Below are 25850 nucleotides of genomic sequence, written 5' to 3'. Positions count from 1 at the left end.
GGGCCGTGCCCACCGACGGGGCGTGCGGCCGCCGTGGGGAGTCGGCCACGCCGACTCCCCACGGCGCAGCTGCCGCGAGGTGCGGCCCGGGGCTTGTTACGCGCCGCCGTGGCGGGGGGCGAGCACCCCGCGCAGCGGGACAGCGGCGAACAGCGCGAGCAGGACGAGCAGGGCGCTCGCCCACAGTGGGCCCAGCGGCCCGGCGCTGGATCCCAGGGTGGGGGCGGCGACCAGCGGTCCGGTGGCGGCGCCGACGTTGAGGGCCGCGGTCGCGTACGAGCCGGCCATGGTGGGGGCGGCGGCCGCCTCGTAGAGGACCCGGGTGATCAGGGTGGTGCCCAGTGCGAACGACAGCGCGCCCTGCACGAACACCAGGGCCAGCAGCGCGGCCGGCTCCTCGGCCAGGACGGCGAGGGCGGGCCAGCCGGCGAGCAGCAGCGGGCCGCCGGCCGCGAGGAGCAGGCGGGGGCGGTGGTCGGCGAGGCGTCCGGCGGTGGTGACGCCGAGCAGGGAGCCGGCGCCGAAGAGCACCAGGGCGACGGGGATCCAGAGCCGGCCCAGTTCCGCGGTGTCGGTGACGACGGGGGCGAGGAAGGTGAAGCCGGCGAAGGTCGCGGCGTTCACCAGGGCGCCGAGCGCCATGACCAGGAGCAGACGGGGGCGGCGCAGTTGGGCGAGTTCGGTGCGCAGCGCCGGTTCGGCGGTGTCATGCGGGGCGCTGTCATGCGGGGCGCTGTCGTGTGGGGCGGGTGCGGCCGGGATGCCGCGCAGGAGGCCGGCGGCGGCGGGCAGGCAGAGCGCGGCGACGGCCCAGAAGGTGGCGCGCCAGCCGAGCAGGGTGCCGAGGGCGGCGCCTGCCGGGACGCCGGCGATGGTGGCGAGCGTGGTGCCGGAGAGCAGGACGGCCAGGGCGCGGCCCTTGCGGTCGGGGGCGACCAGGGTGGCGGCGGTGGTCAGGGCGACGGCGAGGAAGCCTGCGCAGGCGAGGGCGGCGGCGACGCGGGTGGCGCACAGGAGCGGGAGGCTGGTGGTGATGGCGCCCGCGGCGTGGGCGGCGGCGAAGGCGAGGAGGAGGCCGAGGAGGCTGGTGCGGGCGGGCCAGGTGCGGGCGAGGGCGGCCATCAGTGGGGCGCCGAGGGCCATTCCGGCGGCGAAGGCGGGGCCGAGCAGGCCGGCCGCCCCGACGCTCACGCCGAGGTCGGCGGCGAGGTCGGGCAGGAGGCCGGCGAGCATGAACTCGGAGGTGCCCATGGCGAAGACGGCCAGGGCGAGGAGGTACAGCGGGAGGGGCATCGGGCGTGTCGGGGACATCTGAGGGCTCCGGAGTGAGGAGATGCGCGGGAGGTCGGCGTCTCGTCACCGCGGTCAGCGCCCGGGGCCTGAGGGCGTGCCCGTCCGGCTGCGGGGTGCGGCGGGAGGGCGGGGTGCGCGGCTCGGGGGTTCAGGGGGCTGACGGCGCGTGACCGAAAGCCCCCACCCTGGATGCCTCGGGGCTCGACATGGTCTGCAGGCTACCGGAGCGGTGTCCGGTGGGGCACGCGGGTTTCGGGCGTCTCCGGGGCGCGCCCGAGCCGCCCGGCGGGTGTGGCCGGGCGGCTCGGGGTGGTCGGGGGCCGGGGTTACGCGGTGGCGGTCGGGAGCTTGGCGGTCAGCGCGGTCGGGACGTTGACCACGTCGGCGGGGCTGTACTTGCCGGGGCCGAAGTCGGCTGCGGTGAGGGCCTTCTTGCCGCCGCCCGCGACCAGCCAGACGGTGGGGCTGTCGGGCGAGAGCAGCAGGGTGCCGTCGGCGGGGGCGCTCTTGGCGGCGGCCGCGCCCAGCCAGGTGCCGGGGACGCCCGTGAGCGGCTGCTTGTCGTAGCCCATGGCGGTGAAGTCGGCGTAGGTCAGGGAGACCGCCAGGCCGCCGGCCATCACGTAGACGGTGGAGTCGGTGCCGGCGGCGCCGGTGAGGACCGTGCCGTTCCTCAGGGGCTTGGCGACGGCGCCCTGCAGCCAGGCCTCGGGCACGCCCATCAGGGTCTTGGTGTTGTAGCCGTCGGCGGTCCACTCGCTGCCGGAGATGTGCAGGGCGGTGCCGTTGACCATGACGTACATCGACGGGTCGGTACCGGCCTGGCCGTTGACGACGGTGCCGTTCGGGACGGTGGCCTGGGTGGCGGAGGTGAGCCAGGCGCCGGGGACGCCCATGTCGGCGCGGGTGTTGTAGCCGTCGGCGGTCCATTCGGCGCCGGAGATGGGCAGGGCGGCGCCGGAGACGACGACGTAGCGGGCGTTGCCGCCGGCCTGGTCGTGGACGACGAGGCCGGTCGGGAGGGTGTTGGTGAGCGCGTTCTGCAGCCAGGCGGTGGGGACGCCCATGTCGGGGCGGGTGTTGTAGCCGGCCGCCGTCCAGTCCGCGCCGGAGATGGTCAGCGCCGCGCCGGCGACGACGACGTAGCGGGAGGAGCCGCCGGCCTGGTCGTGGACGACGGTGCCCTCGGGCGGGGTGGTGGGCAGGGCGTTGAAGCGGGCGTCGTCCACCAGGACGATCTTGCTCAGGTCGTAGCCGTCGGGGGCGACGTCGGAGCCGGTGACGGGCAGGCCGGCGCCGCTGATCAGGATCTTGACCGAGGAGCCGTTGGGCGACTTGACGAGCGTGCCGGTGGGCAGCGACGCCGGGTCGGGGTAGGAGGTGCCGGCCGGGTAGGGGTTGGCGTGGTCGGCGCCCAGGTTGGCCGCCGGGCCGCAGTGCGGCCAGGCGCCCTGGCCCTGCCCGGCGAGGACCTTCTCGGCGATCAGGATCTGCTGCTGCTTGGTCGCCCGGTTGGCGTAGGGGGCGTACTGGCTGCCGCCGTAGGCGAGCCAGGTGCTCTGGGAGAACTGGAGGCCGCCGAAGTAGCCGTTGTTGGTGTCGATGCTCCAGTTGCCGCCGCTCTCGCACTGGGCGACCTTGTCCCAGGTGGACACCGAGGCCGCGGAGGCCTGGCCGCCGAGGGCGAGCGGGGCGGCGAGGGCGAGCAGCACGGTGGCGGCGGCGAGGGCCGGTGTCTTGCGGGCGGCGGCGGTCATGACGGAAGTCCCCCTGGGCAGATGCGGGTTGGCTGGTCGGACGAGCGGGTGCGTGCGGGCGCGGTACGTGTGTGCAGGTGCGGTGCGTGCGGGCGCGGGGCGGCCCGGCCTGCGGTGGCCGGGCCGCCCTGGCGGGGTGGGTACGTCAGGCGACGGTGGGGAGCTTGGCGGTCAGCGCGGTCGGGACCTTCACCACGTCGGCGGCGTTGTAGGAGCCGGGTGCGGCCGCCTTCTTGCTGCCGCCGTTGACGACCTGCCAGACGGTGGGGCCGTCGGAGGACTGGAGCAGGGTGCCGTCGGCGGGGGCGCTCTTGGCGGCGGCCGACTGCTCCCAGCTGCCGGGAACGCCGCGCAGCGGCAGCTTGTCGTAGCCGTAGCCGGTGAAGTCGGCGTAGGTGAGCGGGACGGCCAGGCCGCCGGCCATCACGTAGACGGTGGAGTCGGTGCCGGCGGCGTCGGTGATCAGGGTGCCGTTGGCGAGCGGGCGGGCGACCTCGGCGGCCTCCCATTCCTCCGGGACGCCCAGGACCGGCTGGTTGGCGTAGACGGTGGTGAACTCGGCGCTGGTCATCGGCAGTGCGGAGTTGTTGGCCATCACGTAGATCGACGGGTCGGTGCCGGCCTGGCCCTTGATCAGGGTGCCGTCCGGGACGGTCTTCTTGGCCGTGGTGTTGAGCCACTCGCCGGGCACGCCCATCAGGGACTGGAGGTTGTAGCCGTCGGCGGTCCACTCGGAGGCGGAGATGTGCACGGCGGCGCCGTTGACGACGACGTAGCGGCTGGGGTCGGTGCCGGACTGGTCCATCAGGACGGTGCCGTTGGGCATGGGCTTGGCGATGGCGGCCTTCAGCCAGTCGCTGGGCACGCCCATCAGGGACTGGGTGTTGTAGCCGTCGGCGGTCCACTCGGCGGCGGAGATGTGCATGGCGGTGCCGTTGACGACGACGTAGCGGCCGGCGTCGGTGCCGGACTGGTCCATCACGACGAGTCCGGTGGCCGGGCCGGTGTTGATCGCGCCCTGCAGCCAGCTGGACGGGACGCCCATGTCGGCGCGGGTGTTGTAGCCGTCGGCGGTCCAGTCCGCGCCGGAGATGAACAGTGCCGCGCCGCCGACCACGACGTAGCGGGAGGAGCCGCCGGCCTGGTCGTGGACCACGGTGCCGGGCGGCGGCACGGTGGGCAGGGCGTTGAAGGCGCCGTCGTCGACCTGGACGATCTTGCTCAGGTCGTAGCCGTCGGGGGCGACGTCGGAGCCGGCGACCGGCAGGCCCGCGCCGTTGATGATGACCTTGACCGAGGCGCCGTTCGGGGACTTGACCAGCGTGCCGGAGGGCAGCGAGGACGGGGAGGTGTTGACGTCCTCGACGACGTTCTTGTAGCGCAGCGCCTTGTAGTCGCCGTTGGGGTGCGAGTCGAACTTCGCGGCGTTGATGGAGGCGCCGGTGATGTGCTTCACCGGGGTGGAGCCGAAGGAGTAGTAGGAGAAGGTCGTGTGGCCGGGGTCGTCCCACTTCTCGAAGAGCAGGACGTGGTCGTAGTAGCTGTTGAGGACGTCCCCGGGGCGCAGGTCGCTGCGCGAGATCGGGTAGGTCTCGGAGTCGGCGATGGACTGGGTGGTGGCGCTGTAGCCCAGGTGCCAGGCCATGGAGACGTAGCCGGAGCAGTCCTTGCGGTAGTAGCGGCCGCTGGAGTCGGGGAAGGTCGCGCCCTGGTTGTAGGTGAGGCCCGGGTTCTGGTTGAACCAGTACTGGGCGCGGGAGATGATCTCCGACCGGGTGATCTGGCCGCCGACGGTGGACGAGGCGGCGGCGTGGGCCGCGGTGGTGGTGACGGCCGTGGCGGCTATCGCGCCGGAGGCGGCGATGGAGGCGGCGAGGGTGACGCGGGCGAGCTTGGAGAGCGCGGAGGGCACGACGACACGTCCTGACAGGGTGAAAGGGGTGGTGGCGCCGGGGCCGGCGCGGGAAGAGAGGGGCGTGGCCCGGACGGAGGCGGACAGCTGCCCTGCAGGAGCAGCGGTCGGGTGGCCTCGGGCGACGGCGGGGCGGGTCAGTCCCGGATGGTGTTCACGGCGGTGGCCGGCGCGGGGCGGGTCAGTCCCAGATGGTGTTGGCCGGGGTCACGGTGACCGGGGCGGGGGCCGGGGCGTCCCAGATGGTGTTCGCCGTCGTGGCGGCCGGGGCGGGAGTGGGGCTGTCCCAGATGGTGTTCGCCGAGGCCTGGCCGGCGATCGGCAGGGCGGCGGCGAGGGCGAGGGCGGCGACCGCGGCGGCCTTGGCGAGCGGGGTGCGAAGCATGGGAGTTGACCTCTTTCGAGAACTGGACGGGTGGCGGTGAGTCCGGTGTCGCGTCCCGCGGTAGACGCTCGGCCGGTTTGCCTCCGGGCGGTGGGCCCTGCTGGCGAGTACTAGCTTCGTCGCAGTTCAGGGCGGGTGGAAGGGTTCTCCGGTGGACGGAAACGGCAGCGTCCGGATCCGTCCAGCCGGGCCGGATCAGTCCAGCAGGCGCTCGTAGAACGGCGCGACGAGCGGGGCTCCGACGCGGGTGAGCGTCCAGCCGCGCAGCGCGGGGACGGTCTCGACCGCGCGCCGGCAGAACGCGTCGACGACGGTCTCGGCGGCGCTCAGCCGGCCGGCGACCAGGTAGACGCCGAGGACGGCGCCGGGCCCGGCGCCCTCGTGCACGGCGACGTGTTCGATGCGCTCCTGGGGCCGCGCGCTCGCCAGCAGCACCCCGGCGGTGTCGGGCGCGAGCGCTGCTCCCGAGGCCGGGGCCGGGGCCGGGGCCTGGATCTCGGCGTGAATCAGGTACATGGAACGGACTCTGCCGAACCGTCGACATCCCGGCATAGAGGATCAACCTGGACGGTTCCGGCGGTGTCCGGAACCGTCCAGGACCGCTTGCTGGCCCCCTCTCGCACTCGCGTGCGATGATCGCGTACGCAGCGATTGGCGATTCAGGCCTTACACACCGGGGGGTAACGAGGCATGCTGACCGCACTCGGGCTGGATGCCGTGTCGGAGAGCGTCTACCGCAGCATGCTCGCGCATCCCGGCGACGGGGTGCGGGCGCTGGCGGAGCGGCTCGGGCGCAGCGAGGAGGAGGTCCGGCGCTGTCTGGACCTGCTGAGCGAGCTGGCGCTGATCCGGCCCTCCTACGAGCGGGAGGGCGAGCTGCGTGCGGTGTCGCCGCAGGTCGGCATGGAGTTGCTGATGGCCCGTCAGCAGGCGGATCTGGCGGCGCAGCAGCTGCGGATCGAGGCGTCCCGGGCGGCGGCCGCGCAGTTGATCGCGGAGTACGCGGATCTGCGGCCGGCCGCCTCGCACGCGGGGGTGGAGCAGTTGGTGGGCCTGGACCAGATCCGGGACCGGATCGCGTCGCTGGCCCGTGGCCTGACGGCGGAGATCATGACCTTCGCGCCGGGTGGCGGGCATTCTCCGGAGAGCATCGAGGCGTCCCGGCCGCATGACCGGGATCTGCTGGGCCGGGGGGTGCGGATGCGGACGGTGTACCTGGACAGTGTGCGCAACAGCCAGCCGACGGTGGCGTACGTGGGCTGGTTGGCGGAGCTGGGCGGGGAGGTGCGGACGGTGCCGGAGCTGCCGACCCGGATGATCATCTTCGATCGGGCGACGGCGCTGATCCCGGTGAGCGGGGAGGACACCCGTGCGGGGGCGGTCGTGCTGACCGGTCACGGGACGCTGGTGGCGCTGTGCGCGCTGTTCGAGCACGTGTGGGGTCAGGCGCGGGAGCTGGGGCCGTCGGCGGTGCGGGACGAGGGCGGGCTCAGTGCGCAGGAGGCGACGGTGGTGCGGTTGCTGGCGCAGGGGCTGACGGACGAGGCGATCGCCAAGCGGCTGGGGGTGTCGTCGCGGACGGCGCGGCGGGTGGCGACGGATCTGATGGAGCGGCTGGGTGCGCGCAGTCGTTTCGAGTTCGGGATGCGGGCGGTGCAGAACGGCTGGCTGCCGCAGCAGTTGTAGGGCCGGCGTTCGCGCGGGTGGCCGTGGCGGGGGCCGGGCGGCTGGTGCGGGTGTGGGTCCGCCCGCCGCCCCCGGGTCGCGGGGGCGGCGGGCGGCGCCGGAGGTGTGGAGCGGGGCTGCTAGAACGGCGGGAGCGTGCCGAGCTTGACGTCGCCCGTGTAGTGCTTGCCGAGCGCGTCGAAGTCGTAGTACAGGTGCACGTCGTCGCCGACCAGGTAGAACCTCTGCGTGCCGTTGACGAACGGCGACAGGCCCAGGTGGAAGGTGATGCCTTCGGTCAGGCTGCCGGAGGCGCTGCCGACCTTGACCTTGCCGAGGAGCGGCACGTTCGCGTACACCACGATGGACGCGGAGCGGGCGGTGGTGTCGAGGGTGAGCGTGGTCTCCAGCGGGCCGGTGACGTAGGTCCAGGTCTGCACGGCCGTGATGGCGGGCGTGACGTTCTGGACCACTGCGACCGGGGCCAGGGCAGGGGCCGGGGCGGCCGCCATGGCCGCCGTGCTGCCGAAGCCGACTGTCAGGACGGCGAGGCCGGCCACCACAACACCCGCACGACGTACGAAGCGGTTCTTCATGGTTCCCTCCCAGAGGTGTGAGCTGATGGTCGGGTCCCCCGGGGTGATTCCTATCAGTCAACTCGCTTGGGGTGCCAGCGTGTTGTACATCACGACCGCCCTCCGGCGTAGAAGTGGACCCCCCCGTTCGGGTGGTTTTTCTTGACTTTGCCAGCGCCTGTGTGCAGTTGGGGTGGATCTCGTCGCGCGGCCCGTTCCGGGTACGGAGCAGCCGTCCCCTCGTGCGGGTTCGGGGCTTTGCCGGGCGGCCGCGGTGCGGGGCCTGCGGGCCGGCCGGGGCCGGTGGCGGGCCCGGACGGTGGCGGGAGGGCCTGCGGCCGCCGGCCAAGTGGACCGGTCGCGCGGGTGACGCTACGCGCGTCCGTTTCCGTCCACCCGGGGGGATTTGTCGGACCTTCACTGATCCCCCATCAGATGATCACTCGGCTGCCGGAATTCCGACCCCTGGCGTACGGCGCGGTCCACTCGAATTCCTTCGCACACCGCCGAGCAGCGAAAGGCCTTCACCCCATGACCCGCCCTGCCGACCGCCCCTCCCCCGACCAGCAGCTGCGCGAGGCCGCCGCGCGGCTGGACCGGCGCCGCTTCCTCACCGTCACCTCGGCCGCCGCCGCGCTGGCGTTCACCGTCAACCTGCCGTCCGCGCACGCCGAGGACGCCGAGTTCGGCCCGCGCGCCATCACCGGCGACCCGTTCACCCTCGGCGTGGCCTCCGGCGACCCGCTGCCCGAGTCCGTCGTGCTGTGGACCCGCCTGGCGCCGCGCCCGCTGGAGCCCGGCGCCGGCCTGCCGCCCACCGGTTCGGTGCGGGTGGGCTGGGAGCTGGCCCGCGACGAGCGGTTCCGCAAGGTGGTGCGGCGCGGCAGCGCCCGCGCGCACGCCGAGTTCAACTACGCGGTGCACGTGGACGTCGACGGCCTCGACGCGGACCGGGTGTACTGGTACCGCTTCACCGTCGGTACCTGGAGCAGCCCCGTGGGGCGCACCCGCACCGCGCCGGAGCGCGGGCGCAGGCTGGACGCCGTCCGCTTCGGACTGGTGTCCTGCCAGGCCTACGAGGACGGCTACTTCACCGCCTACCGCCACCTCGCCGACGAGGACCTGGCCGCGGTGTTCCACGTCGGCGACTACATCTACGAGTACGGCATCGACGCGGCGGGCGGCGACCGCAAGTACACCGACCGCACCCTGCCGGCGCTGTTCGACCACGAGACGGCCACGCTGGAGGACTACCGGCTGCGCTACTCCCTCTACAAGAACGACCCCGACCTCCAGGCCGCGCACGCCGCCCACCCCTGGTACGTCACCTGGGACGACCACGAGGTGGAGAACAACTACGCGGCCGGCATCCCCGAGAAGGGCCAGGACCCGGCGCCGTTCATCGCCCGCCGCGCCGCCGCCTACCGCGCGTACTGGGAGAACATGCCGCTGCGGATGCCGCAGCCGCGCGGCACCGAGCTCACCCTCTACCGGCGCGTCCACTTCGGGCAGTTGGCGCAGTTCGACATCCTCGACACCCGCCAGTACCGCGACGACCAGGCCAACGGCGACGGCTGGCAGTACCCCACCCCGGAGTCCGAGGACCCGCGGCGCACCCTGATGGGCGCCGCCCAGGAGCGCTGGTTCGCCGAGGGCCTGCGCCGCTCCCGGGCGACCTGGAACGTCGTGCCGCAGCAGGTCGTCTTCTCCCGCCGCAAGAACACCACCGCCGAGCGCTCCAAGCTCTCCATGGACGCCTGGGACGGCTACCCGGCCGCCCGCGAGCGCTTCCTGGCCGCCGTCGACCGGGCCGGGGTGGAGAACCTGGTGCTGCTCACCGGTGACGTCCACGTCGCCTACGCCCTGGACGTCAAGCGCGACTTCGACAAGCCGGACTCGCGCACCGTGGGCGTGGAGTTCGTCGGCACCTCGATCAGCAGCGACGGCGACGGCGAGGAGCGGCCGTCCAACTGGCAGAACCTGATGTCGGCCAACCCGCACATGAAGTTCTACGACGGGCGGCGCGGCTACACCACGCTCACCCTGGACCGCCACCAGGTGCGCGCCGACTACCGGGCCGTCTCCCACATCACCCGCCCCGGCGGCACCGTCACCACCGCGGCCTCCTTCGTCACCGAGGCCGGCAACCCGGGCATCCACCCCGCCTGACCCGCCGCCCCCTGGTCCCGCCGCTCACGGGGGCGGCGGGACCACGTGGTGGCTGAGCCTTGAGCGTGACCGCGCCGCACCAGTCGCCTCGCATAGGCCCCCCGGCTGCTCAGGGCTGAGCAGCCGGGGGACTCGACTACGCGCGAAGGTGTTCCAGTGCCTTCTCCAGCGCATCCTCAGCGGCAACCGCCACGTCCGGCTCCACGCCAACGCCCTCCCAGTTGGTGCCGGTGACCGGGTTGATCGAGCGGGCCGCCGGCACGGTCACCGTCACATGCGGCGCGACAGGAATACGGGCCGTCGGGTGGGCGCCACCACGCGTCGTCTGCCCGACCAGCGTCGCACGCTTGAGCACCTTCAGGTTGTACGACAGCTCCTCCCCGCCGGAGAACGTGAAGTCGCTGGTCAGCACCACCACCGGACGGTCCGAATAGCGCGGCGCGGCGAGGTGCCCGAGGGTCCAGTACTGGCGGGTGGAGTCGGTAGCCCGGTCGTAGATGTCGTTGAGGTGCACCTCGTCGTCAGCGAAGAAGTAGCTGCACCACAGCTGCACACCCTCCGGTGAACCGCCGCTGCACTGCCGCAGGTCGATGACCAACGCCTCGGTGGAAGCGACCAGTTGCATCGCGGCGGCGATCGCGGGACCGCCCACCCCGGCCGGGGGAATCATGCGCAGATCGAGGTAGCCGATGTTGCCGTCGAGCTGCTCTGCCCGCCGGATGCCGTAGTTCTTCTCCCGGGCGTACCGCTCGAACCGGGCCCGGGCGACGTCCTCCGGCTCCTCGTCCATCGACTGCGGCTCCTCGCTCCACAGCAGCCGCAGGTGCTTGTCCGGACACACCCCCTGCAAGTCCTCCGTGACCCGCTCGCACAGCCCCCGCTCGTCCAGGCCCTCATAAGCGCCTTCCGCCAGCCGGTTCCGGATCGCCACTTCCATGGCCGCCGTCTTCTCGGGGAACACGTAACCAGCGGTGATCCGGGCGAGGGCGGTGTCGAGTATCGCTCCATGAGTGATCATTCGCGCGATCGTAGGTCAAGGCCGAACCGATGCCCAGCGGTTTCTCAGCGAACTCCTCACCGCCACCCCCTCCCCCGGCCCCCGCCTCAAACCCGCCCTCACCCACTGCCGCACCCAAGCCACCCACACCACCCGCACCTGAAAACCCGTTCCGCGCACAGGAAGTCGGCCCCGCCGACTTCCCGCGCAGCGCGGTCGCTCCCCGGCTACGGGGCGAGCCGCAGGTGGATCGCGAGGACGCCGAGCCGCTCCTTCTCCAGCGGGTGGATCTCGCGATAGGCGGCGAGGAGTTCGGCCCGGCTCACCCCCTCGGATCCGATCACCTCCAGGTCCTCGGCATCGAGCATCGCATCGAAGCCCGGGTACTCCACCACCTCGGTGACCCGGGCGCGGTAGCGGGCGTCCCCGGACTCGAAGACGAGCAGCTGCCCCGGATGGATCTTTCGCATGCTGGGGTAGCCGACGCGCACCCCGACGGTCTTGGTGCCGCCGGCGATCAGGTCGAGATAGGGCGGCGGATCCTGATGACGCGTTCCTGGTCCGGCATGGGGTGGTGTTCCGCTTCCATGCCGAAGAGGGAAGGGGCAGGGCGGCCAGGCGCCCGCGCGGTCGCCGGGCGGCGAGGGCTTGCCCGTGCTCGACGGCCTCACGCGCAGGGTCGCCGTCGCGGAGTTCAGCGGGTCGGACGGATCATCGCCGTCAATCGAGGCGATTCCGGTGATGGCTGCTGGGCGTTGAACGCCTGGTAGCCCCAGGTCTCGTAGAGACGCTGGACCTTCCCGTCCCCGGCGAGCGGGTTCACCATCAGCGTGACTCGGCCTTCGGTGCGGTTGGCCAGCAGTGCGTCGTGGATGCGACGGGCGGTGCCGGTGCCACGCCAGGGCGTGCGCACGCCGATCTCCTTGATGGCCAGGGTCGGCGTGTCGGTCCAGCCGTCGGGAAGCTGATCGGTCATGCGCTTCCAGTACCGGTCGCCGGCCTCGACGGTGTTTCCGTAGACGTATCCGACCGGCAGTTCACCGTCGTAGCCGAGGACGAGTTCGAAGCCGGGCTCGGCGGTATGCCGGTCAAGGCGTTCGGCGAATGCGGCGACACGGTAGTTCGGCAGGTGCAGCAGCGGGCCGCGCACGTCGGCGTAGACGTCCAGCAGATCCTGTCGGGCCTCGGGCGCCAACGCAGTGTGGTGGCGGAGTTCGACGGTCACGCGGTGGTCCTCCAAGTGTCGTGAGTGTACGCGGTCCAGGTCCTGTCCGATGTGCTGCCGGGCGCCCGCTCATGCAGGTTGGTGCCGAAGGCCGCCAGCATGCGCTTGACACGGGGGTGGGTGGAGCCTGCGGTCGGCACGGACATCGCCGTGGCGACCGCAGGCTCCAGGTCCCCCTGACCGAGCTGGGCCCTGGCGAGGCGGACGGTGGTGATCGCGATGGACCGCCGCATGGCGTCGCGCCGCTGGGCGATGCTGCGGTGGGCTCGTGCTTCGGCGTCCTCCCAGTTCCCGGCCGCCAGGTGGGCGGCGAGGGCGAGGGAGTCGAGCTCGGACTGATCGTAGAAGGCGGTTATCCACACCGATCGGGTGGCTGCCTGGTCCACCCGGTCGAGAGCGTCCTGTGCGTGTCCGAGCGAACGGCGGACCGCGTTGGAGTCGCCTGTCAGGCCGTGGATGGCCGCGTGGCGGGCGTGCCCGAGGGAGGCGAACAGCGGGTCGCGGCGGGCGATCGGCAGGCTGCGGGCCACGTCGTTGGCTGCCAGAGCGTCGCCCACCTGTCCCAGATGCCGGTACATACTTCCCGCGTGGGACCAGATCCGGAACTGGATGCCGGAGTCTCCGGACATAGCAGCCAGGGAGGCGGCCTTCCGGTGGTGTTCGAGTGCGGCATCGAAGCGGCGGCCGTCGATCGCGGCCCACATCGCCGAGGACATGAAGGCCGCCGCGCTGGCGTACAGCTGGGCCCGGATCCGCTGGGTCGCGATGCCGTTCTTCTGCAGTTCGAGGGCTTCGTCGGCGAGCGATGCGGCCTTGGACTCGACGCTGAGCCGGCCGCCGTGACGGTGGTCGCTGGCGATGACCTCAGTAAAGCGCCGTTGCAGGTTCTGCACGTCGGTGATGCCGATGCGGCTACCTGCCGACGCTGCAGGGGTAGGGGTGAGTAGGGTGACCGCCGTACCGCCGGCCGCCGCTATGAAGTCGCGTCGCCTCACGTCTTCCTCCGGTGTGGTGCGGGCCCTCCCGGTCGGGACGAAGCCCAGCTCTTCGGGCGTACAGCCGAATACTGCCTTGAGCGCGCGGCGAATCTTCTCCGGTGGCCACCGGGTCGAACCGCTCAGCCAGTTGTGCACTGTGCGCTCTGATACGGTGCCGAGCCGCCCGGTGAGGATCTCGATCTCCAGGTTCACTTCGCGGGCTAACTCGACCTTCGTCATGCGGCGTTCGGCCATCCGGTGACGGAGCTGGACGTTGACCACCATGGAGTCAACGTAGCCGCGCCATCACCTGCCGTGCAGGCGACCAGGCAATGGGACGGTCAAGTTTTCCGGCTGGGATCCGACCAGAACGCCGCCGACTTTGCCTCACCACCCGTCTCGTGATGGCCGTTCACTGGATGCAAGCCGCCCGCCCCTCGGGGCGGGTGCCCGGCACCGGGCCGCGTCCCACGTGGGCCTGGCGCCGGCCAAACCTCCCATCACCAGCTCTCTTTCCGGAGTCGCGCCGTGATCGCCACTGGTAGGCCCTCGCACGTTGTCCGTCTGCTCGCTCTTCGGCGATGGAAGGCGGCGTGAACACGACCGTTGCCCCCACCCCGGCCCTGGTGGGCGGCGAGAGGCGGCAGGCCGTCCACCTGCCCTACCGACCCGAATCGGCTTCGACAGCCCGCCACCTGGTCCGGACAGTGCTGGTCAAGTGGGGCCTGGAGGACCTGGCCGACGACGCCGAACTGATCGTCTCCGAGCTCGTCGGCAACGCCAGTAAGACCGGCTGCCAGCTCACGATGAGCGTCGAGATCGTCTCGATCACCGGCAGGGACGTGCGGATCGGGGTGACCGACGGCTGCCGGATCCTGCCTGTGAGGGTCGACGCCGGTCCGAACGCCGAGGGCGGCCGGGGCCTCGACCTCGTACACAAGCTCACCCGGGGCCACTGGGGCGCCGCCCTCATGTCCGACGGCAAGACCGTCCACGCCGACCTCAAGCTCAGGACCACACAGTGAACCGGCAGCAGCACGATCCGGTGGGAAACACCATGAAGGTCCTGCTGGTGGCCGGGCGCCCCACCTGCCTCGACCTGCATCGAGGTCCACGACGCCAGCACCAGCCACTCACCGTCCGGGCGGTCGCCCCGGACGACGAACACGGACGCGGCCAGTTCCTCGTCGACGAACTCGCCGAACACTGGGGCTGCGCCAACCGCCCTGGCAGCATCGGCAAGTTCGTCTGGGCCCGCATCGCCCCCTCCTCCCTCACCACCGTCTGAAAGACCGACTCCCCATGCACCAGCCCTCCCTGACCGCCCTCGCCCGACACGTCCTCTCCCGCGGCAGGACCCCTGCCGAGACCTACGCCCTCCTCTCCCGCCGCACCCGCAAGCCGCTGCCCTCCGCCCGCGCCGTCTGTCTGGCCCTCGGCATCCCCCTCACCGACACCCAACTCCGCCTCGACGACTGCTACGACGCCCTCCTCGCCAACCCCCGCCCCGGCTCCGAGGCCGACACCGGCGAACTCCTCGAAGCCCTCGGCGTCTTCGACATCCCCAAGCCCCTCGACGCCACCGAACTCGCCGTTGTCGACCTCTTCCTGGCCGCCATCGACGCCATGGGTGGCATCCGCGCCGGCCACCAGCACGGCCTGGCCCGCTGGTTCACCACCGGGAACCTCACCGCCGCCTACCTCTCCCTCACCGCCGCCCGCCCCCGCCCTACCGTCGGCGACCCCGCCCACTACTGGACCGCCCTCGTCGACGCCGGCGAACTCCTCGTCGCCGCCCCCACCGCCGACATCCGCATCAAGCACGCCCTCGCCCACTGCCGAGACCGCGCCGCCCGAACCACCCGCTCCTGAGCAACACCCGACCGTGCGCAGGAAGTCGGGCCCGCCGACTTCCTGCGCAGCGCGGTCGGCTCGTCCAGGTCAGCCGGACCTCAGGGCCGCCATCCGCCGACACCCTCCACTTCCACTCGCCTCGGCACCACACGGCGGTTTCTAGGGGCCTTTCGTGCGTTCTGGGCCTGTGGAATCCAACAGGCCCAAGGGCCCGCCGGCCGTTGGACAAGTCCGGCTCCTCTTGCGTGGAGGGGTGTCAGAGGTGTGGCTCTGCCCGGGTTCGTGCAATTTCGTGCATGCGGGGTTGTGCTTCTGACTCGCAGGGCTGACGGTGGTGCACGTCCCTGCAACTCCACAGACGTTGGAGATCGTCATGGCACTAGGTTTTGTGGGCATCGACCCCAGCACGGGCGGCGGAGGCTCGCCTACCGTGTGGGTCGAGGACGAGGCGGAGGAGATCGATCGCTTCGCCCGCACCGGCGAGATCGAGCTGGACCCCGAAGCGTCGTGGTGGCCCGAGTGGCTGGGACTCGTCCGCGAGACGGTCGGTCGTGGCGTGGTCGTGCGGCGGGCCCGGATCGTGTCCGAGCCGGTGACCGACTACATCCGGTGGGAGCACGCGGTTACCCCGATGAACCTGGCGGCCGGAGAACTGGTTCGGTGGCTGCCGAGGAGTCAGACGTCGAACATCGCGCTGCCGGGGAACGACTTCTGGCTGATCGACGACAAGCTGGTGCTGTTCCACTTCTTCACGGGGTACGGCGACTGGGCCGAGCCCGGGTTCGCCTTCTCCGAGGACTCCGCGACGGTTCGTCTCGTCTCCTCCGCGTTCGAGGCTGTGTGGGAGCGTGGCACCCCGCACGACGAGTACAGCGTCTGACCCGCCCTTACCCTGCGAGCACCGGACCGCCAGACCTATGCCGACGTCTCCGTCATCAAGCGCGCAAGCGGCGCGTCTTGCCCTTGCCAACCGCCTTGTCGATCTCCGCAAGGATGCCGGCCTGACGGGTAAACAGCTAGCGGTCCGGTGCGGGTGGAACCCGTCGAAGGTCTCCCGCATCCAGAGCGCGCGAACTCCTCCGTCTGACTCCGACATTCGGGCGTGGTGCACTGCTTGCGCAGCGGCTGACCAGTCGGACGACCTGATCGCCACGTCGAGAGCGGTCGAGTCGATGTACATGGAGTGGCGTCGGCTGCACCGCGCGGGGATGCGCCAGGTGCAGGAGGACTTCTACGCGCTCCACGAGCGGGCGGAGTTGTGCCGGACGTACGTCTCCAATGTCGTTCCCGGCTTCCTCCAGACGCCCGAGTACGCGACTGCCCTGATGCGCTCCATCACGGAGTTTCAGGGGACCCCTGATGATGTGGCCGACGCCGTTGCCGCGCGGGTGGCGAGAGGGCGGCTCCTGCACAAGGGCAGGCACAGGTTCGCGGTGCTGATGGAGGAATGGGTGCTCCGCTCCCGGATCGGTGACGCGGAGACCATGGCCGGTCAACTAGGTCACCTTCTGGCGGTGATGCCGCTGGCATCACTGTCGTTGGGGGTCATCCCGTCCACCGCACAGCGCGGTATGTGGCCCCTCGAAGCGTTCTACCTGTACGACGATCGGCATGCTGTCGTGGAGACGCTGACAGCTGAGGTCAACGTCACCCAGCCCCGCGAGATCGCTGACTACACCCGGGCGTTCGGCGAGTTGCAGCGCCTCGCGGTCTACGGTGCCCGGGCACGTGCGCTCATCACGTCGGCAATAGCCGCCCTCGGGTGAATCCGTGCGCGGGGGCCTCGCCGGCGCCGGGCTCCTCGGGCGGGGCGGCCGCGCGTTTCCTGGCCTGGCGCCCCGCGATGCGGCGGGGCGCCAGGCCGGTAGACGCGGGCCCGGGTCTTTCGGCTTGGCTAGGTGCGGGCGGCGGTGGTGCGGGTGCGGCGGGAGAGGGAGTCCAGGACGACGGCGGCGAGCAGGACGGCGCCGGTGATCATGTACTGGATGGCCTGGGCGGCGTGGACCATGTCCAGGCCGGTGGTGATGGACTGGATCACCAGGATGCCCAGCAGCGCGGACCAGGTCTTGCCGCGGCCGCCGAAGAGGCTGGTGCCGCCGATGACGGCGGCGGCGATCGCGCTCATCAGGACGTTGCCGCCGCCCAGTTGCTTGTCGGCGGAGCCCTGCTGGGAGGCGTAGAACAACCCGCCCAGGCCGGCCAGGAACGCGGACAGCATGAAGACGGAGATCCGCACCCGGGCCACGTTGACGCCGGCGCGCCGGGCGGCCTCCACGCCGCCGCCGACCGCGAAGATCTGGCGCCCGTAGGAGGTGCGGCGCAGGACGAAGTCGGTGAGGACGACGACGCCCACCAGCACGACCAGGGGCAGCGGCAGGCCGCGGTCCTGGTTGAGGGCGTAGGCGGTGGCGAGGGTGAGCACGGCCAGGGCGCCGGTGCGCACCACGGTGTCGGCGGTGGGGCGGGCGGTGAGGCCGGCGGCGGTGCGCCGGCGGGCGGTGCGCAGGTGGGCGAGCAGGTAGAGGGCGGGGGCGAGGACCGCCAGGGCCCAGGCGTAGGCGATGTCGCCATCGCCGAGGAAGGTGGTGTCGAGGGTGGCGATGAGGCCGCCGTGGCGGTTGTTGACGGTGCCGAGGTCGCCCAGGACGTACTCCTGCAGGCCGCTCCAGGTGAGCATGCCGGCGAGGGTGACGACGAAGGCGGGGACGCCGACGCGGGCGAAGAAGAGGCCGTGCAGCAGGCCCATGACGGTGGCCGCGGCGAGGGCGGCGAGCACGGCGAGCCATTCGGCGACGCCCTGGCGCACGGCGAGGACGGCGGCGAGGGCGGCGCTGGCGCCGGCGACGGAGCCCAGGGAGAGGTCGATCTCGCCGAGGATGAGGACGAAGACGACGCCCACCGCGATGAGGCCGGGGCCGGCGATGAAGCGGGTGATGTTGGTGAGGTTGTCGGCCTGGAGGAAGTGGCCGGTGACGGACTGGAAGATGACGGCGATCAGGATGAGGCCGACGACGACGGGCAGGGAGCCGAGTTCGCCGGCGGCCAGGCGCCGGCGGGCGGCGTCCAGGTAGCCGGCGGGGCCGGCGGCCCGGGTGTGCAGGCGGGGGTCGGCGCCGGGGACCACGGGGTCGGTGCCGGGGGCCGCGGGGGTGTCGGCGGGGGTGCTGGGCGTGGTCATGCGGCGTCCTCCTCCTCGGTGTGGCGGGCCTGGCGCCGGGCGTGGGCGTTGTCGGTGGCTCCGGTGATGGCGGAGACGATCTGCTCCTGGGTGGTGCCGGCGACGGGGAAGACGCCGTTGTTGCGGCCCAGCCGCAGGACGGCGACGGTGTCGGCGACGGCCCGCACGTCGGCCATGTTGTGGCTGACGAGGACGACGGCCAGGCCGCGTTCGCGCAGCCGCTCGACGAGGTCGAGGACCTGGGCGGTCTGTTCGACGCCGAGGGCGGCGGTGGGCTCGTCCAGGATGACGAGGGCGGGCTCGCCGACGAGGGCGCGGGCGATGGCGACGACCTGGCGCTGGCCGCCGGAGAGCGCGGCGACGGGGGTGCGCACGTCGGGGATGCGGATGGCGAGGGTGTCGAGGAGTTCGCGGGCGTGCTGCTCCATGGCGACCTCGTCCAGGAGCCCTCGGCGGCGTTTCTCGCGGCCGAGGAACAGGTTCGCGATGACGTCGAGGTTGTCGCACAGGGCGAGGTCCTGGTAGACGGTGGCGATGCCGAGGGCCTGGGCGTCCTGGGGGCGGGTCAGGCGCACGGGCTCGCCGTGCCAGGTGATGGTGCCCTCGTCGACGGGGTGGACGCCCGCGATGGTCTTGACGAGGGTGGACTTGCCGGCGCCGTTGTCTCCGACGAGGGCGAGGACTTCACCGGTGTGCACATCGAGGCCGACATCGGTGAGGGCCTGGACGGCACCGAAGCGCTTGGAGACCGAGCGCAGCTGGAGGACGGGTGCGCCTGTCACATGAACCTTCTTCTGCGGTGGTGGACTTGGACCCGGGTCGAACTGGGCGGGGCCGGGCTACTTGAGGCCGGCGGCGGCGCAGGCGGCGGCGTAGTCGGCGGTGCAGATGTCGGAGACCTTGTAGAGGCCGTCGGCGACGACCGTGGTGGCGATGTTGGCCTTGGTGACGACCTTGGCGTCCAGGAACTTGGCGGGGATGGCCTTGTCGGTGGCGCTGTCGACGGTGGCGGTGGCGACGGCCTTGACGTCCTTGCCCTTGAGGAGGGCGACGGCCAGTTCGGCGGCGGAGTCGGCGAGCGGGCGGTAGGCCTTGTAGATGGTGAAGGCCTGGTCGCCGTTGACGATGCGCTGGATCGCGTCGAGGCCGGCGTCCTGGCCGCCGACGGGGACCTTGATGCCGGCGCCCTGGAGCTGGGTGATGATGGCGCCGGCCATGCCGTCGTTGGCGGAGTAGACGGCCTGGAAGCCGTTCTTGCCGAGCTGGGTGACGGCGGCGCCGATCTTCTGGCCGGCGACGGTGGCGTCCCACTGGCCGGACTGCTCGTAGACGATCTTCTTGACCTTGGCGTCGAGGATCTTGTGGGCGCCGGTCTTGAAGTCGGCGGCGTTGGGGTCGGCCTCGTCGCCGTTGATCATGGCGACGTTGGCGTCGGCGGCCTGCGGGCCGAGGGCGTCGACGAGGGCCTGGCCCTGGAGTTCGCCGACCTTCTCGTTGTCGAAGGAGGCGTAGGCGGCGACCGGTCCGGTGGCCAGGCGGTCGTAGGCGACGACCTTGACGCCCTTGGCGGCGGCCTCCTGGACCCAGCCCTGGGTGGACTTGGCGTTGAAGGGGTCCAGGATGATCACCTTCACGCCCTGGGCGAGGAGGGTGTCGAACTGCTGCTTCTGCTTGGCGGCGCTGCCCTCGGCGTTGTTGTACAGGACCTTGCAGTCCGCGCACAGGGCGGCGACCTTGGCCTCGACGAAGGGGCGGTCGAAGGATTCGTAGCGGGTGGAGGAGGCGTTCTCGGGTAGGAGCAGCCCGATGGACTTGCCGTCTCCGGAAGCGGCCGCGTCCTTCTTGTCGCCGCCCGCCTTGCCGCAGGCGGCCATGGACAGGGCCAGTGAGATGCCGGTGGTGGCGATGAGGACGCGACGCAGTGCTGCGTTCATGGGGGTGCCTCTCCCTGACGTCGCCGCGGCTCTGCGGCGGGGTGGGGGGAGTTAAACCTGAACGCGTACATGACGTCAATAAGTAAATTCATACTGCGGGCGATGCGCCTCTACTCGTTATCTTCATGAACACTGACGGGGAGTTGAAACCTGGAGGAAGCTCCAAATGACGGAACGGCGGCGCCCGTTGCGGGGCCCGCCGTTCAAGAGTCGATCAACCTGTCGGAGTGTCAGGAAGGTGGGGCGCCCGCCGTCCCCCGTGCGGCGGGCGCCCCCGTGCGGAGGTGGTACCGGTGCGTCAGGAACGACGCGTCAGGGGCGGTCGAGGGTGATCGAGTTGATCGGGCCCAGGTCGTACCAGACGCCGTTCTGCGCCGGGATGTCGTAGACGCAGCTGCCGCCGCCCGAGCCCCGGCACAGGTGGGCGTGGGCGCCGCCGGACTGGTTGTTGAGGACCCAGTGGTTGCCGTACTGGTTGCTCAGGTTGTGCGCGCCGTAGCTCCAGTACACCTCGCTCGGGGCCGAGGCCGGGTTCTGGTTCTGCGGGTAGACGCAGACCGCCCCGTACGGACAGCCCGCCCAGGAGCCGTCGGCGGCGCCGGCGCTGCCGGCGCCCAGGGTGGTCAGGGTGGTCAGGGCCGCGGTCGCGAGGGCGAGGGCGGCGACGGCGTGGGTGATCCTGCGCATGGATGGTTCTCCCTTGGCTGGTGAGCGGCCTGACGTGGGGTCCGGCCGGTGCTCAGCAGCCTAGGAACGCGGGCGCGGCGGCGGTCCCTGACATCTGACAGGGGCGCGCCGCCGCACTCCGGGAGCCGGTTCGCCGGCTCACCGGGCTAGAGCTTGCCGAAGGTGTCGCACTGGGCGAGGTCGCCGGTGCGGTAGCCGGTGGTGAACCAGGTCTTGCGCTGGTCGGAGGAGCCGTGGGTCCAGCTCTCCGGGTTGACCCGGCCGGTGGCCTGCTTCTGGATCCGGTCGTCGCCGACGGCCGCGGCCGCGTCCAGGCCCTGGGCGATGTCCTGGTCGGTGAGGGAGGCGATCAGCGGCCGCCCGGTGGAGGGCTGCGGGGTGGTGGTGGCGTGGTGCGCCCACACCCCGGCGTAGCAGTCGGCCTGGAGTTCCAGCTTCACGGAGGCGCTGTTGGCGCCCTGGCGGTCGCTGCCCACCTTCTGCATGGTGCCGAGGAGGTTCTGGATGTGGTGGCCGTACTCGTGGGCGACGACGTAGGACTCGGCGAAGGGCCCGCCCTTGGCGCCGAAGCGGGCCGAGAGCTCGTTGAAGAAGCCGAGGTCGAAGTAGGCCTTCCGGTCACCGGGGCAGTAGAACGGGCCGACGGCGGAGGTCGCCGGGCCGCAGGCGGTGGAGACCTGACCGGTGAACAGCACCGTCTCGGCGTTGCGGTACGCGGTGCCCGTGCGCTTGGGCAGTTCGGCGCGCCAGAACTCCTGCACGCTGTTGGTGACCGCCACGATCCGGCAGTCCTGGCGCCGGTTGGCGTCCGCGCCGGTCTTGCAGGCCTGCTGCACCTCGCCGGCGGTGTGCGCGCCGCTGGAGGTGGTGGAGCCGCCGCCGGAGGACAGGCCCAGCAGCTGGGGGTCCACGCCCAGGACGACCGCGAACAGTACGACGATCAGGCCCACCGCCCCGCCGCCGATGGCGACCTTCCCGCCCGGGATCCCGCGCCGGTCGTCCACCTGCGAGGTGTCGAGGTCGCCCTGGTCGTCGAACTGCATGCCCCTGCCCGCTTCTGTCGTGTTTGTCAGTACTGGTGACGGTCTGTGCCGGTGACGGCCCGCCCAGCCTACGGGCAGCGGGCGCCGGCGCGGCGCAGCGGGGCGCGGGCGCCAGGGGCCGGTCAGGACGGGGCGGGGCCGGGCGGCGACTGCGGCCGTGGCCGTGGCCGTGGCGATCGGGCACCGCTCCCCCGAGGCCGCACGCGCCGTCCTGGGCCATCACCTGGCCCGACTGTTGGACTGTCGGTCCGTCAATTCTTGACGCGGGTCATGGATTTGGCCACGACTGAGGCTTCGGCAGGGCGGGCGGGCCCGCGGGGGCGGCCGAGCAGGACGCCGGCCAGGACCAGGGCCAGCCCGCACACCTGGCGCGCGCCGAGCCCCTCCCCCGCGAGGCCGGCGCCCAGCAGGACGCCGGCGAGCGGGTTGAGCAGGCCGAGCAGCCCGACCGTGCCGGCCGGCAGGTGGCGCAGGCCCGCGAACCAGAGGGCGAAGGCGAGGGCGGTGGCCACCAGGGCGACGTAGCCGAAGGCCGGGAGCGTGCGGGCGTCCATCGCCGGGGGCGCGCCCTCCACGGCGGCGGCCAGGGGCAGCAGCATCAGGCCGCCGGCGGTCAGCTGCCAGGAGGTGACGGCCAGTGGGTCCGCGCCCTCGCGCCAGCGGGCGGCCAGCACGTAGCCGACGCAGGAGACCAGCATCGCCGCCACCGACGCCGCCAGCCCCGCCCCGCCGGCCGTGCCGCCCGCGCCGAGCAGCGTCAGCGCCACCCCGCCCAGGCCCACCACCGCGCCGACCAGGTGGGCGCGGTGCGGGCGCTGCCCGGCCAGCGCCCAGGCGGTGAGCAGCATCGCCAGCGGGGAGGCGGCCATGACGGTGGCGGCGGTGCTGGTGGGCAGCAGTTGGGAGGCGAGGTAGAGCAGGACGAAGAACACCGCGGTGTTCAGCAGTCCGAGCAGGGCGCTGCGCCACCACCAGGGCCCGTGCGGGCGGCGGCGGGACAGGGCGAGCAGGACCAGTCCGGCGGGCAGGGCGCGCAGGGCCGCGCCCCACAGGGGCCGGTCGGCGGGCAGGTAGGCGTGGGTGACGTAGTAGTTGGCGCCCCAGGCGAGCGGCGCGACCGCGGTCAGCAGCACCCACCGCAGATTGGCTTCCATGGAAGGCAATATACCTTCCCGGGAAGGTACTGGCGGTAGGATGGCCCCATGGAGCACCACCAGCAGCACCCCCGGACGCCCTCCCCGCCGGGCGCGGACGCCGACCACGTGGCGCTGATCCAGGCCCAGTGGCGGCGCGAACGCCCCGACCTCGACGTCTCCCCGCTGGCCGTCATCGGCCGCCTGCACCGCCTCGCCGCCCGGCTGACCGGCGAACTCGCCCTGGTCTACTCCCGCTACGGCCTCGGCGAGGGCGAGTTCGACGTCCTGGCCGCGCTGCGCCGGGCCGGCGCCCCCTACGAGCGGGCCCCCGGGGAGCTCGCCGCCCACACCATGGTCACCACCGGCGCGATGACCAAACGGATCGACCGCCTCGAACGCGCCGGGCTGGTCACCCGCCGCCTCGCCGAGGGCGACCGGCGCGGGCGCCTCGTCGCCCTCACCGACGCCGGCCTGCGGCTGATCGACGAGGCGTTCACCGCCCACATGCGCAACGAGCACCGCCTGCTCGCCCTCCTGTCCCCCGAGGAGGCCGCCGCCCTGCAGACCCTCCTCACCGCCTGGCAGCACCGCCTGGACGGCACCGCACCGGGCGGCGGGCCAGCAGAATGTGACGCATGACCAGCACTCCGCCGCCGTCCCAGCCCGAACCCGAGCCCGGACCGCAGCCCCAGCCGCCCCAGCCGTCGCCGTCCGGCAGCCCGGAGAGCCCGGGGGCCCGGGCCGACCGGCGGCTGGTGGAACTGCTGCAGGAGCTGCGGGTGCTGCAGACCGGCGTGCAGATCGTGTTCGCGTTCCTGCTCGGGGTCGCCTTCACCCCGCGCTTCGCCACCCTCACCGACGGCCAGCAGGACGTCTACGTCACCACCCTGCTGCTGGCCGTCATCTCCTCGGCCGTGTTCGCCACCCCGGTGGCGCTGCACCGCGGGCTGTTCCGCCACCCCGGCAAGGCGCGGATCGTCAAGGTCTCCGCCCACATCGCCCAGCTGGGCCTGATGCTGCTCGCCTGCGCGCTCACCGGCGCCGTGCTGCTCGTCCTGGACGTCGTGCTCGGGACCGCCACGGCCCTGGCCATCACCTCCGTCGTCGCGCTGATCTTCGCCGGGCTGTGGTTCGTCCTGCCCTGGGCAGTGCGCCGCCCGCTGCACGACGACTGAACCGGCGCCCGGCGGCCGGCACCACCGGGGACAGCGCGCCCGCTTCCCGTCACCCGCGCCGCGCCGGGGGCGGGCGCGGCGCGGGTGACGGACGGGACCGGGCCGGGGCCGGCTGTCGGGCGCCGGGGGCCAGGCGAGGAAGTCCCACATCTCCCTCACCCCTCAGAGCCCGCCCGCCCCCGAAACCGCTTACCGCCCCACCCCGCGCGGCGGGTACCGTGCCCGGATGCACAGCAACGACAACAACGGCAGCGGGAGCGGCAACGGGGACGTCAACGGCAGCACCCCCACCTGGGACGTCCTGCTGCTCGGCGGCGCCTCCGGCCTCGGCAAGAGCCGCGCCGCCGCCGAACTCGCCCGGCACAGCGGCGCGTTCGTGGTCGAGTTCGACGACGTCGCCGCCGCCCTGCACGCCGCCACCACCGCCGAGGGCCACCCCGGCCTGCACCACTTCGACGGGCTCGACGACCCCGACGCGCTGCCCGCCGACCGCGTCCTGGAACTGCAGATCGCCACCGCCCGCGCCCTGGACGACGCCCTGCTCGGCGTGGTGCGCAACCGCCTCACCGTCGACGTGCCCGCGATCGTCGAAGGCGACTACCTCACCCCGGCCGCCGCCGCCCGCGCCGCCGCCGAGGCCGCCGGACAGGGCCGCGTCGTGCGCGCCGTGTTCCTGCACGAGGGCGACGCGGCCGGCATCAGCGCCAACTACGCCCAGCGGGAACCCGACTGCGGCCCGCAGGAGCGCCGCGCCGCCGTCAGCGCCCGCTACTCCCACTGGCTCGCCGACCAGGCCCGCACCCACCACCTGCCCGTCCTGGACTGCCGCCCCTACCCCACCCTCGCCGACCGCCTGCTCCGCGCCCTGACCTGACCTGACCTGACCTGGCCTGACGAAAGGGGTCCGAGATGCTGATCGTGGTGAGCGGCGGGCCGGGCAGCGGGAAGACGACGCTGGCCCACGCGCTGGCACAGGCCCTCGGCTGCCCGGCGGTGTGCCGGGACGAGCTGAAGGAGGGCCTGGTGCACGCGGGCACCCGGGCCGGGAACCCCGACGAGGCGGTGCGCGCGGCGTTCTTCGACGTCCTGGAGGTCCTGGTGCGCGCGGGGGTGAGCGTGGTGGCGGAGGCCGCGTACCAGGACCGGCTGTGGCGGCCCGGCCTGAGCCCGCTGGCCGAACACGCCGAACTGCGCATCGTGCACTGCCGGGTGGACCCGGCAGTGGCCCGCGCCCGGATCCGCACCCGCCTGACGACGCACCCGCACCGCGCCGCGCACGCCGACCGCACGCTCCTCGCCGCCCCGCCCGGCCCGGGCAACCTGCTGGACGACTTCACCCCGCCGTCCCTGCCGGCGCCGCACCTGCACGTGGACACCACCCACGGCTACCGCCCGCCGCTGGCCGACATCGCCGCCTTCGCCACCGGACCCGGCGACTGACGAACCATCAATTCTCCGGCTGCGAACAGCCCCGGCCGGCCAACTGCGCCGCCCCGCTCGGCGCCGCCACCCTCGGCGCGGTGCGCCGCCGCGGCGCCTTCGTCGCGGTGGCCGGCGGCAGCCGGCCAGCGGACCTGCGCGGCATCCGCGGCATCCGCGGCATCCGCGTGGCCAACGCGTGGATCACCGCCGACGGCCGCCTCACCCTGCGCCTGGCCCGCGCCGCCGACGCCCGCACCCGCCTCGCCGCCGGCGGCCTGCGCGAGCGCCCGGTGCTCGTCCCGTGACCAGGGCCCGCCCCTGCCAAGGCCGTTCGGGAGGCACCGGGTACCGCCCCGGCCCTCCGCCATGCTCGGCGCTCCTCGATCCGGTCGGATCAACTCCTGCTGGCAGAAGGTGAGTTCCGCACAACACGGGCGCGCCCAGCGGGTCTCGCACGCAAGGCGGC

General features: G+C 72.5%; 27 protein-coding genes and 1 pseudogene. 12 read left to right on the top strand and 16 right to left on the bottom strand.

Annotated elements, in window-relative coordinates; all coding sequences use genetic code 11:
• Positions 1 to 96: 96 nt before the first annotated feature.
• The 5 genes and pseudogenes from AB0P03_RS34050 to AB0P03_RS34030 all read right to left on the bottom strand — a co-directional run bounded on the left by AB0P03_RS34050 (position 97) and on the right by AB0P03_RS34030 (position 5863).
• Positions 97 to 1293, bottom strand: coding sequence for a Cmx/CmrA family chloramphenicol efflux MFS transporter (locus AB0P03_RS34050; protein WP_363632466.1), 1197 nt, complete (start codon positions 1291 to 1293; stop codon positions 97 to 99).
• 1430 nt (positions 1294 to 2723) lie between these two features.
• A pseudogene (locus tag AB0P03_RS34045) lies at positions 2724 to 3050 on the bottom strand (transglycosylase family protein); the annotation flags it as partial.
• Positions 3051 to 3195: 145 nt separating this feature from the next.
• Complete coding sequence (locus AB0P03_RS34040; RefSeq protein WP_363632448.1) at positions 3196 to 4962, bottom strand: hypothetical protein; 1767 nt, start codon at positions 4960 to 4962, stop codon at positions 3196 to 3198.
• 181 nt (positions 4963 to 5143) lie between these two features.
• A complete protein-coding gene (locus AB0P03_RS34035) occupies positions 5144 to 5347 on the bottom strand; it encodes a hypothetical protein (RefSeq protein ID WP_363632446.1) in 204 nt (67 codons plus the stop codon).
• 195 nt (positions 5348 to 5542) lie between these two features.
• A complete protein-coding gene (locus tag AB0P03_RS34030) occupies positions 5543 to 5863 on the bottom strand; it encodes a hypothetical protein (protein WP_363632444.1) in 321 nt (106 codons plus the stop codon).
• 174 nt (positions 5864 to 6037) lie between these two features.
• Here AB0P03_RS34030 and AB0P03_RS34025 point away from each other — a divergent pair, with 174 nt between their 5' ends.
• Positions 6038 to 7033: a helix-turn-helix transcriptional regulator gene (locus AB0P03_RS34025; protein WP_363632442.1), complete on the top strand. Its 996-nt coding sequence runs from the start codon at positions 6038 to 6040 to the stop codon at positions 7031 to 7033.
• Positions 7034 to 7152: 119 nt separating this feature from the next.
• Here the strand turns inward: AB0P03_RS34025 and AB0P03_RS34020 are convergent, their stop codons facing one another.
• Positions 7153 to 7608 (bottom strand): hypothetical protein, encoded by a 456-nt coding sequence (locus AB0P03_RS34020; RefSeq protein ID WP_363587849.1) that lies wholly within the window; start codon positions 7606 to 7608, stop codon positions 7153 to 7155.
• Between the two features lie 510 nt (positions 7609 to 8118).
• On the opposite strand from AB0P03_RS34020, the gene AB0P03_RS34015 reads away from it, so the two are divergent.
• Positions 8119 to 9756 (top strand): alkaline phosphatase D family protein, encoded by a 1638-nt coding sequence (locus AB0P03_RS34015; RefSeq protein WP_363632440.1) that lies wholly within the window; start codon positions 8119 to 8121, stop codon positions 9754 to 9756.
• 136 nt (positions 9757 to 9892) lie between these two features.
• Here AB0P03_RS34015 and AB0P03_RS34010 read toward each other — a convergent pair whose 3' ends face one another.
• From AB0P03_RS34010 to AB0P03_RS33995, 4 genes are all read right to left on the bottom strand, one after another.
• On the bottom strand, positions 9893 to 10717 hold the full coding sequence (locus AB0P03_RS34010) for a S41 family peptidase (RefSeq protein WP_363632438.1): 825 nt from the start codon (positions 10715 to 10717) through the stop codon (positions 9893 to 9895).
• A 263-nt stretch (positions 10718 to 10980) separates the two neighbouring features.
• Entirely contained in the window at positions 10981 to 11424 is a 444-nt protein-coding gene (locus AB0P03_RS34005; RefSeq protein ID WP_363632437.1) for an ASCH domain-containing protein, read from the bottom strand.
• A 23-nt stretch (positions 11425 to 11447) separates the two neighbouring features.
• Complete coding sequence (locus tag AB0P03_RS34000) at positions 11448 to 11978, bottom strand: GNAT family N-acetyltransferase (protein ID WP_363623967.1); 531 nt, start codon at positions 11976 to 11978, stop codon at positions 11448 to 11450.
• Positions 11975 to 13240 carry a helix-turn-helix transcriptional regulator gene (locus AB0P03_RS33995; protein ID WP_363632435.1) on the bottom strand — a complete coding sequence of 422 codons (1266 nt, stop codon included), beginning with the start codon at positions 13238 to 13240 and terminating at the stop codon, positions 11975 to 11977. Before AB0P03_RS33995 ends, AB0P03_RS34000 begins: the two co-directional genes overlap by 4 nt.
• Before the next feature lie 308 nt (positions 13241 to 13548).
• Here AB0P03_RS33995 and AB0P03_RS33990 point away from each other — a divergent pair, with 308 nt between their 5' ends.
• The 5 genes from AB0P03_RS33990 to AB0P03_RS33970 all read left to right on the top strand — a co-directional run bounded on the left by AB0P03_RS33990 (position 13549) and on the right by AB0P03_RS33970 (position 16575).
• Positions 13549 to 13980 carry an ATP-binding protein gene (locus AB0P03_RS33990; protein ID WP_363632434.1) on the top strand — a complete coding sequence of 144 codons (432 nt, stop codon included), beginning with the start codon at positions 13549 to 13551 and terminating at the stop codon, positions 13978 to 13980.
• Positions 13981 to 14000: 20 nt separating this feature from the next.
• The gene (locus AB0P03_RS33985) at positions 14001 to 14243 is read left to right on the top strand and encodes an ATP-binding protein (protein WP_363587862.1); all 243 of its coding nucleotides are present in this window, start codon (positions 14001 to 14003) and stop codon (positions 14241 to 14243) included.
• 14 nt (positions 14244 to 14257) lie between these two features.
• Complete coding sequence (locus AB0P03_RS33980; protein WP_363587864.1) at positions 14258 to 14827, top strand: hypothetical protein; 570 nt, start codon at positions 14258 to 14260, stop codon at positions 14825 to 14827.
• A 355-nt stretch (positions 14828 to 15182) separates the two neighbouring features.
• Positions 15183 to 15689: a DUF6879 family protein gene (locus AB0P03_RS33975; RefSeq protein ID WP_363632433.1), complete on the top strand. Its 507-nt coding sequence runs from the start codon at positions 15183 to 15185 to the stop codon at positions 15687 to 15689.
• A 37-nt stretch (positions 15690 to 15726) separates the two neighbouring features.
• Entirely contained in the window at positions 15727 to 16575 is an 849-nt protein-coding gene (locus tag AB0P03_RS33970) for a helix-turn-helix transcriptional regulator (protein ID WP_363632431.1), read from the top strand.
• A 128-nt stretch (positions 16576 to 16703) separates the two neighbouring features.
• Here AB0P03_RS33970 and AB0P03_RS33965 read toward each other — a convergent pair whose 3' ends face one another.
• The 6 genes from AB0P03_RS33965 to AB0P03_RS33940 all read right to left on the bottom strand — a co-directional run bounded on the left by AB0P03_RS33965 (position 16704) and on the right by AB0P03_RS33940 (position 22805).
• Positions 16704 to 17987: a sugar ABC transporter permease gene (locus AB0P03_RS33965; protein WP_363632430.1), complete on the bottom strand. Its 1284-nt coding sequence runs from the start codon at positions 17985 to 17987 to the stop codon at positions 16704 to 16706.
• Positions 17984 to 18769, bottom strand: a complete 786-nt coding sequence (locus tag AB0P03_RS33960; RefSeq protein WP_363587872.1) for an ATP-binding cassette domain-containing protein — start codon at positions 18767 to 18769, stop codon at positions 17984 to 17986. Before AB0P03_RS33960 ends, AB0P03_RS33965 begins: the two co-directional genes overlap by 4 nt.
• Before the next feature lie 57 nt (positions 18770 to 18826).
• Entirely contained in the window at positions 18827 to 19921 is a 1095-nt protein-coding gene (locus AB0P03_RS33955) for a substrate-binding domain-containing protein (protein WP_363587874.1), read from the bottom strand.
• Between the two features lie 312 nt (positions 19922 to 20233).
• Positions 20234 to 20608 (bottom strand): hypothetical protein, encoded by a 375-nt coding sequence (locus AB0P03_RS33950; RefSeq protein WP_363587876.1) that lies wholly within the window; start codon positions 20606 to 20608, stop codon positions 20234 to 20236.
• A 146-nt stretch (positions 20609 to 20754) separates the two neighbouring features.
• Positions 20755 to 21651 carry a neutral zinc metallopeptidase gene (locus tag AB0P03_RS33945; protein ID WP_363587878.1) on the bottom strand — a complete coding sequence of 299 codons (897 nt, stop codon included), beginning with the start codon at positions 21649 to 21651 and terminating at the stop codon, positions 20755 to 20757.
• A gap of 251 nt (positions 21652 to 21902) precedes the next feature.
• Entirely contained in the window at positions 21903 to 22805 is a 903-nt protein-coding gene (locus AB0P03_RS33940; protein ID WP_363632428.1) for an EamA family transporter, read from the bottom strand.
• 48 nt (positions 22806 to 22853) lie between these two features.
• On the opposite strand from AB0P03_RS33940, the gene AB0P03_RS33935 reads away from it, so the two are divergent.
• From AB0P03_RS33935 to AB0P03_RS33915, 5 genes are all read left to right on the top strand, one after another.
• The gene (locus tag AB0P03_RS33935) at positions 22854 to 23426 is read left to right on the top strand and encodes a MarR family transcriptional regulator (RefSeq protein ID WP_363632427.1); all 573 of its coding nucleotides are present in this window, start codon (positions 22854 to 22856) and stop codon (positions 23424 to 23426) included.
• Complete coding sequence (locus AB0P03_RS33930) at positions 23423 to 23962, top strand: DUF6328 family protein (RefSeq protein ID WP_363587884.1); 540 nt, start codon at positions 23423 to 23425, stop codon at positions 23960 to 23962. The genes AB0P03_RS33935 and AB0P03_RS33930 overlap by 4 nt, the downstream gene beginning before the upstream one ends.
• Before the next feature lie 226 nt (positions 23963 to 24188).
• Positions 24189 to 24836: an AAA family ATPase gene (locus AB0P03_RS33925; protein ID WP_363632425.1), complete on the top strand. Its 648-nt coding sequence runs from the start codon at positions 24189 to 24191 to the stop codon at positions 24834 to 24836.
• Positions 24837 to 24871: 35 nt separating this feature from the next.
• Positions 24872 to 25402, top strand: coding sequence for an AAA family ATPase (locus AB0P03_RS33920; RefSeq protein ID WP_363587888.1), 531 nt, complete (start codon positions 24872 to 24874; stop codon positions 25400 to 25402).
• 80 nt (positions 25403 to 25482) lie between these two features.
• Positions 25483 to 25689: a hypothetical protein gene (locus tag AB0P03_RS33915; protein WP_363632424.1), complete on the top strand. Its 207-nt coding sequence runs from the start codon at positions 25483 to 25485 to the stop codon at positions 25687 to 25689.
• Positions 25690 to 25850: the final 161 nt, after the last annotated feature.

It is taken from the genome of Kitasatospora sp. NPDC088779, assembly GCF_040685395.1.
GTDB lineage: Bacteria > Actinomycetota > Actinomycetes > Streptomycetales > Streptomycetaceae > Kitasatospora.
This window is presented reverse-complemented; position numbering and strand designations above follow the sequence as displayed.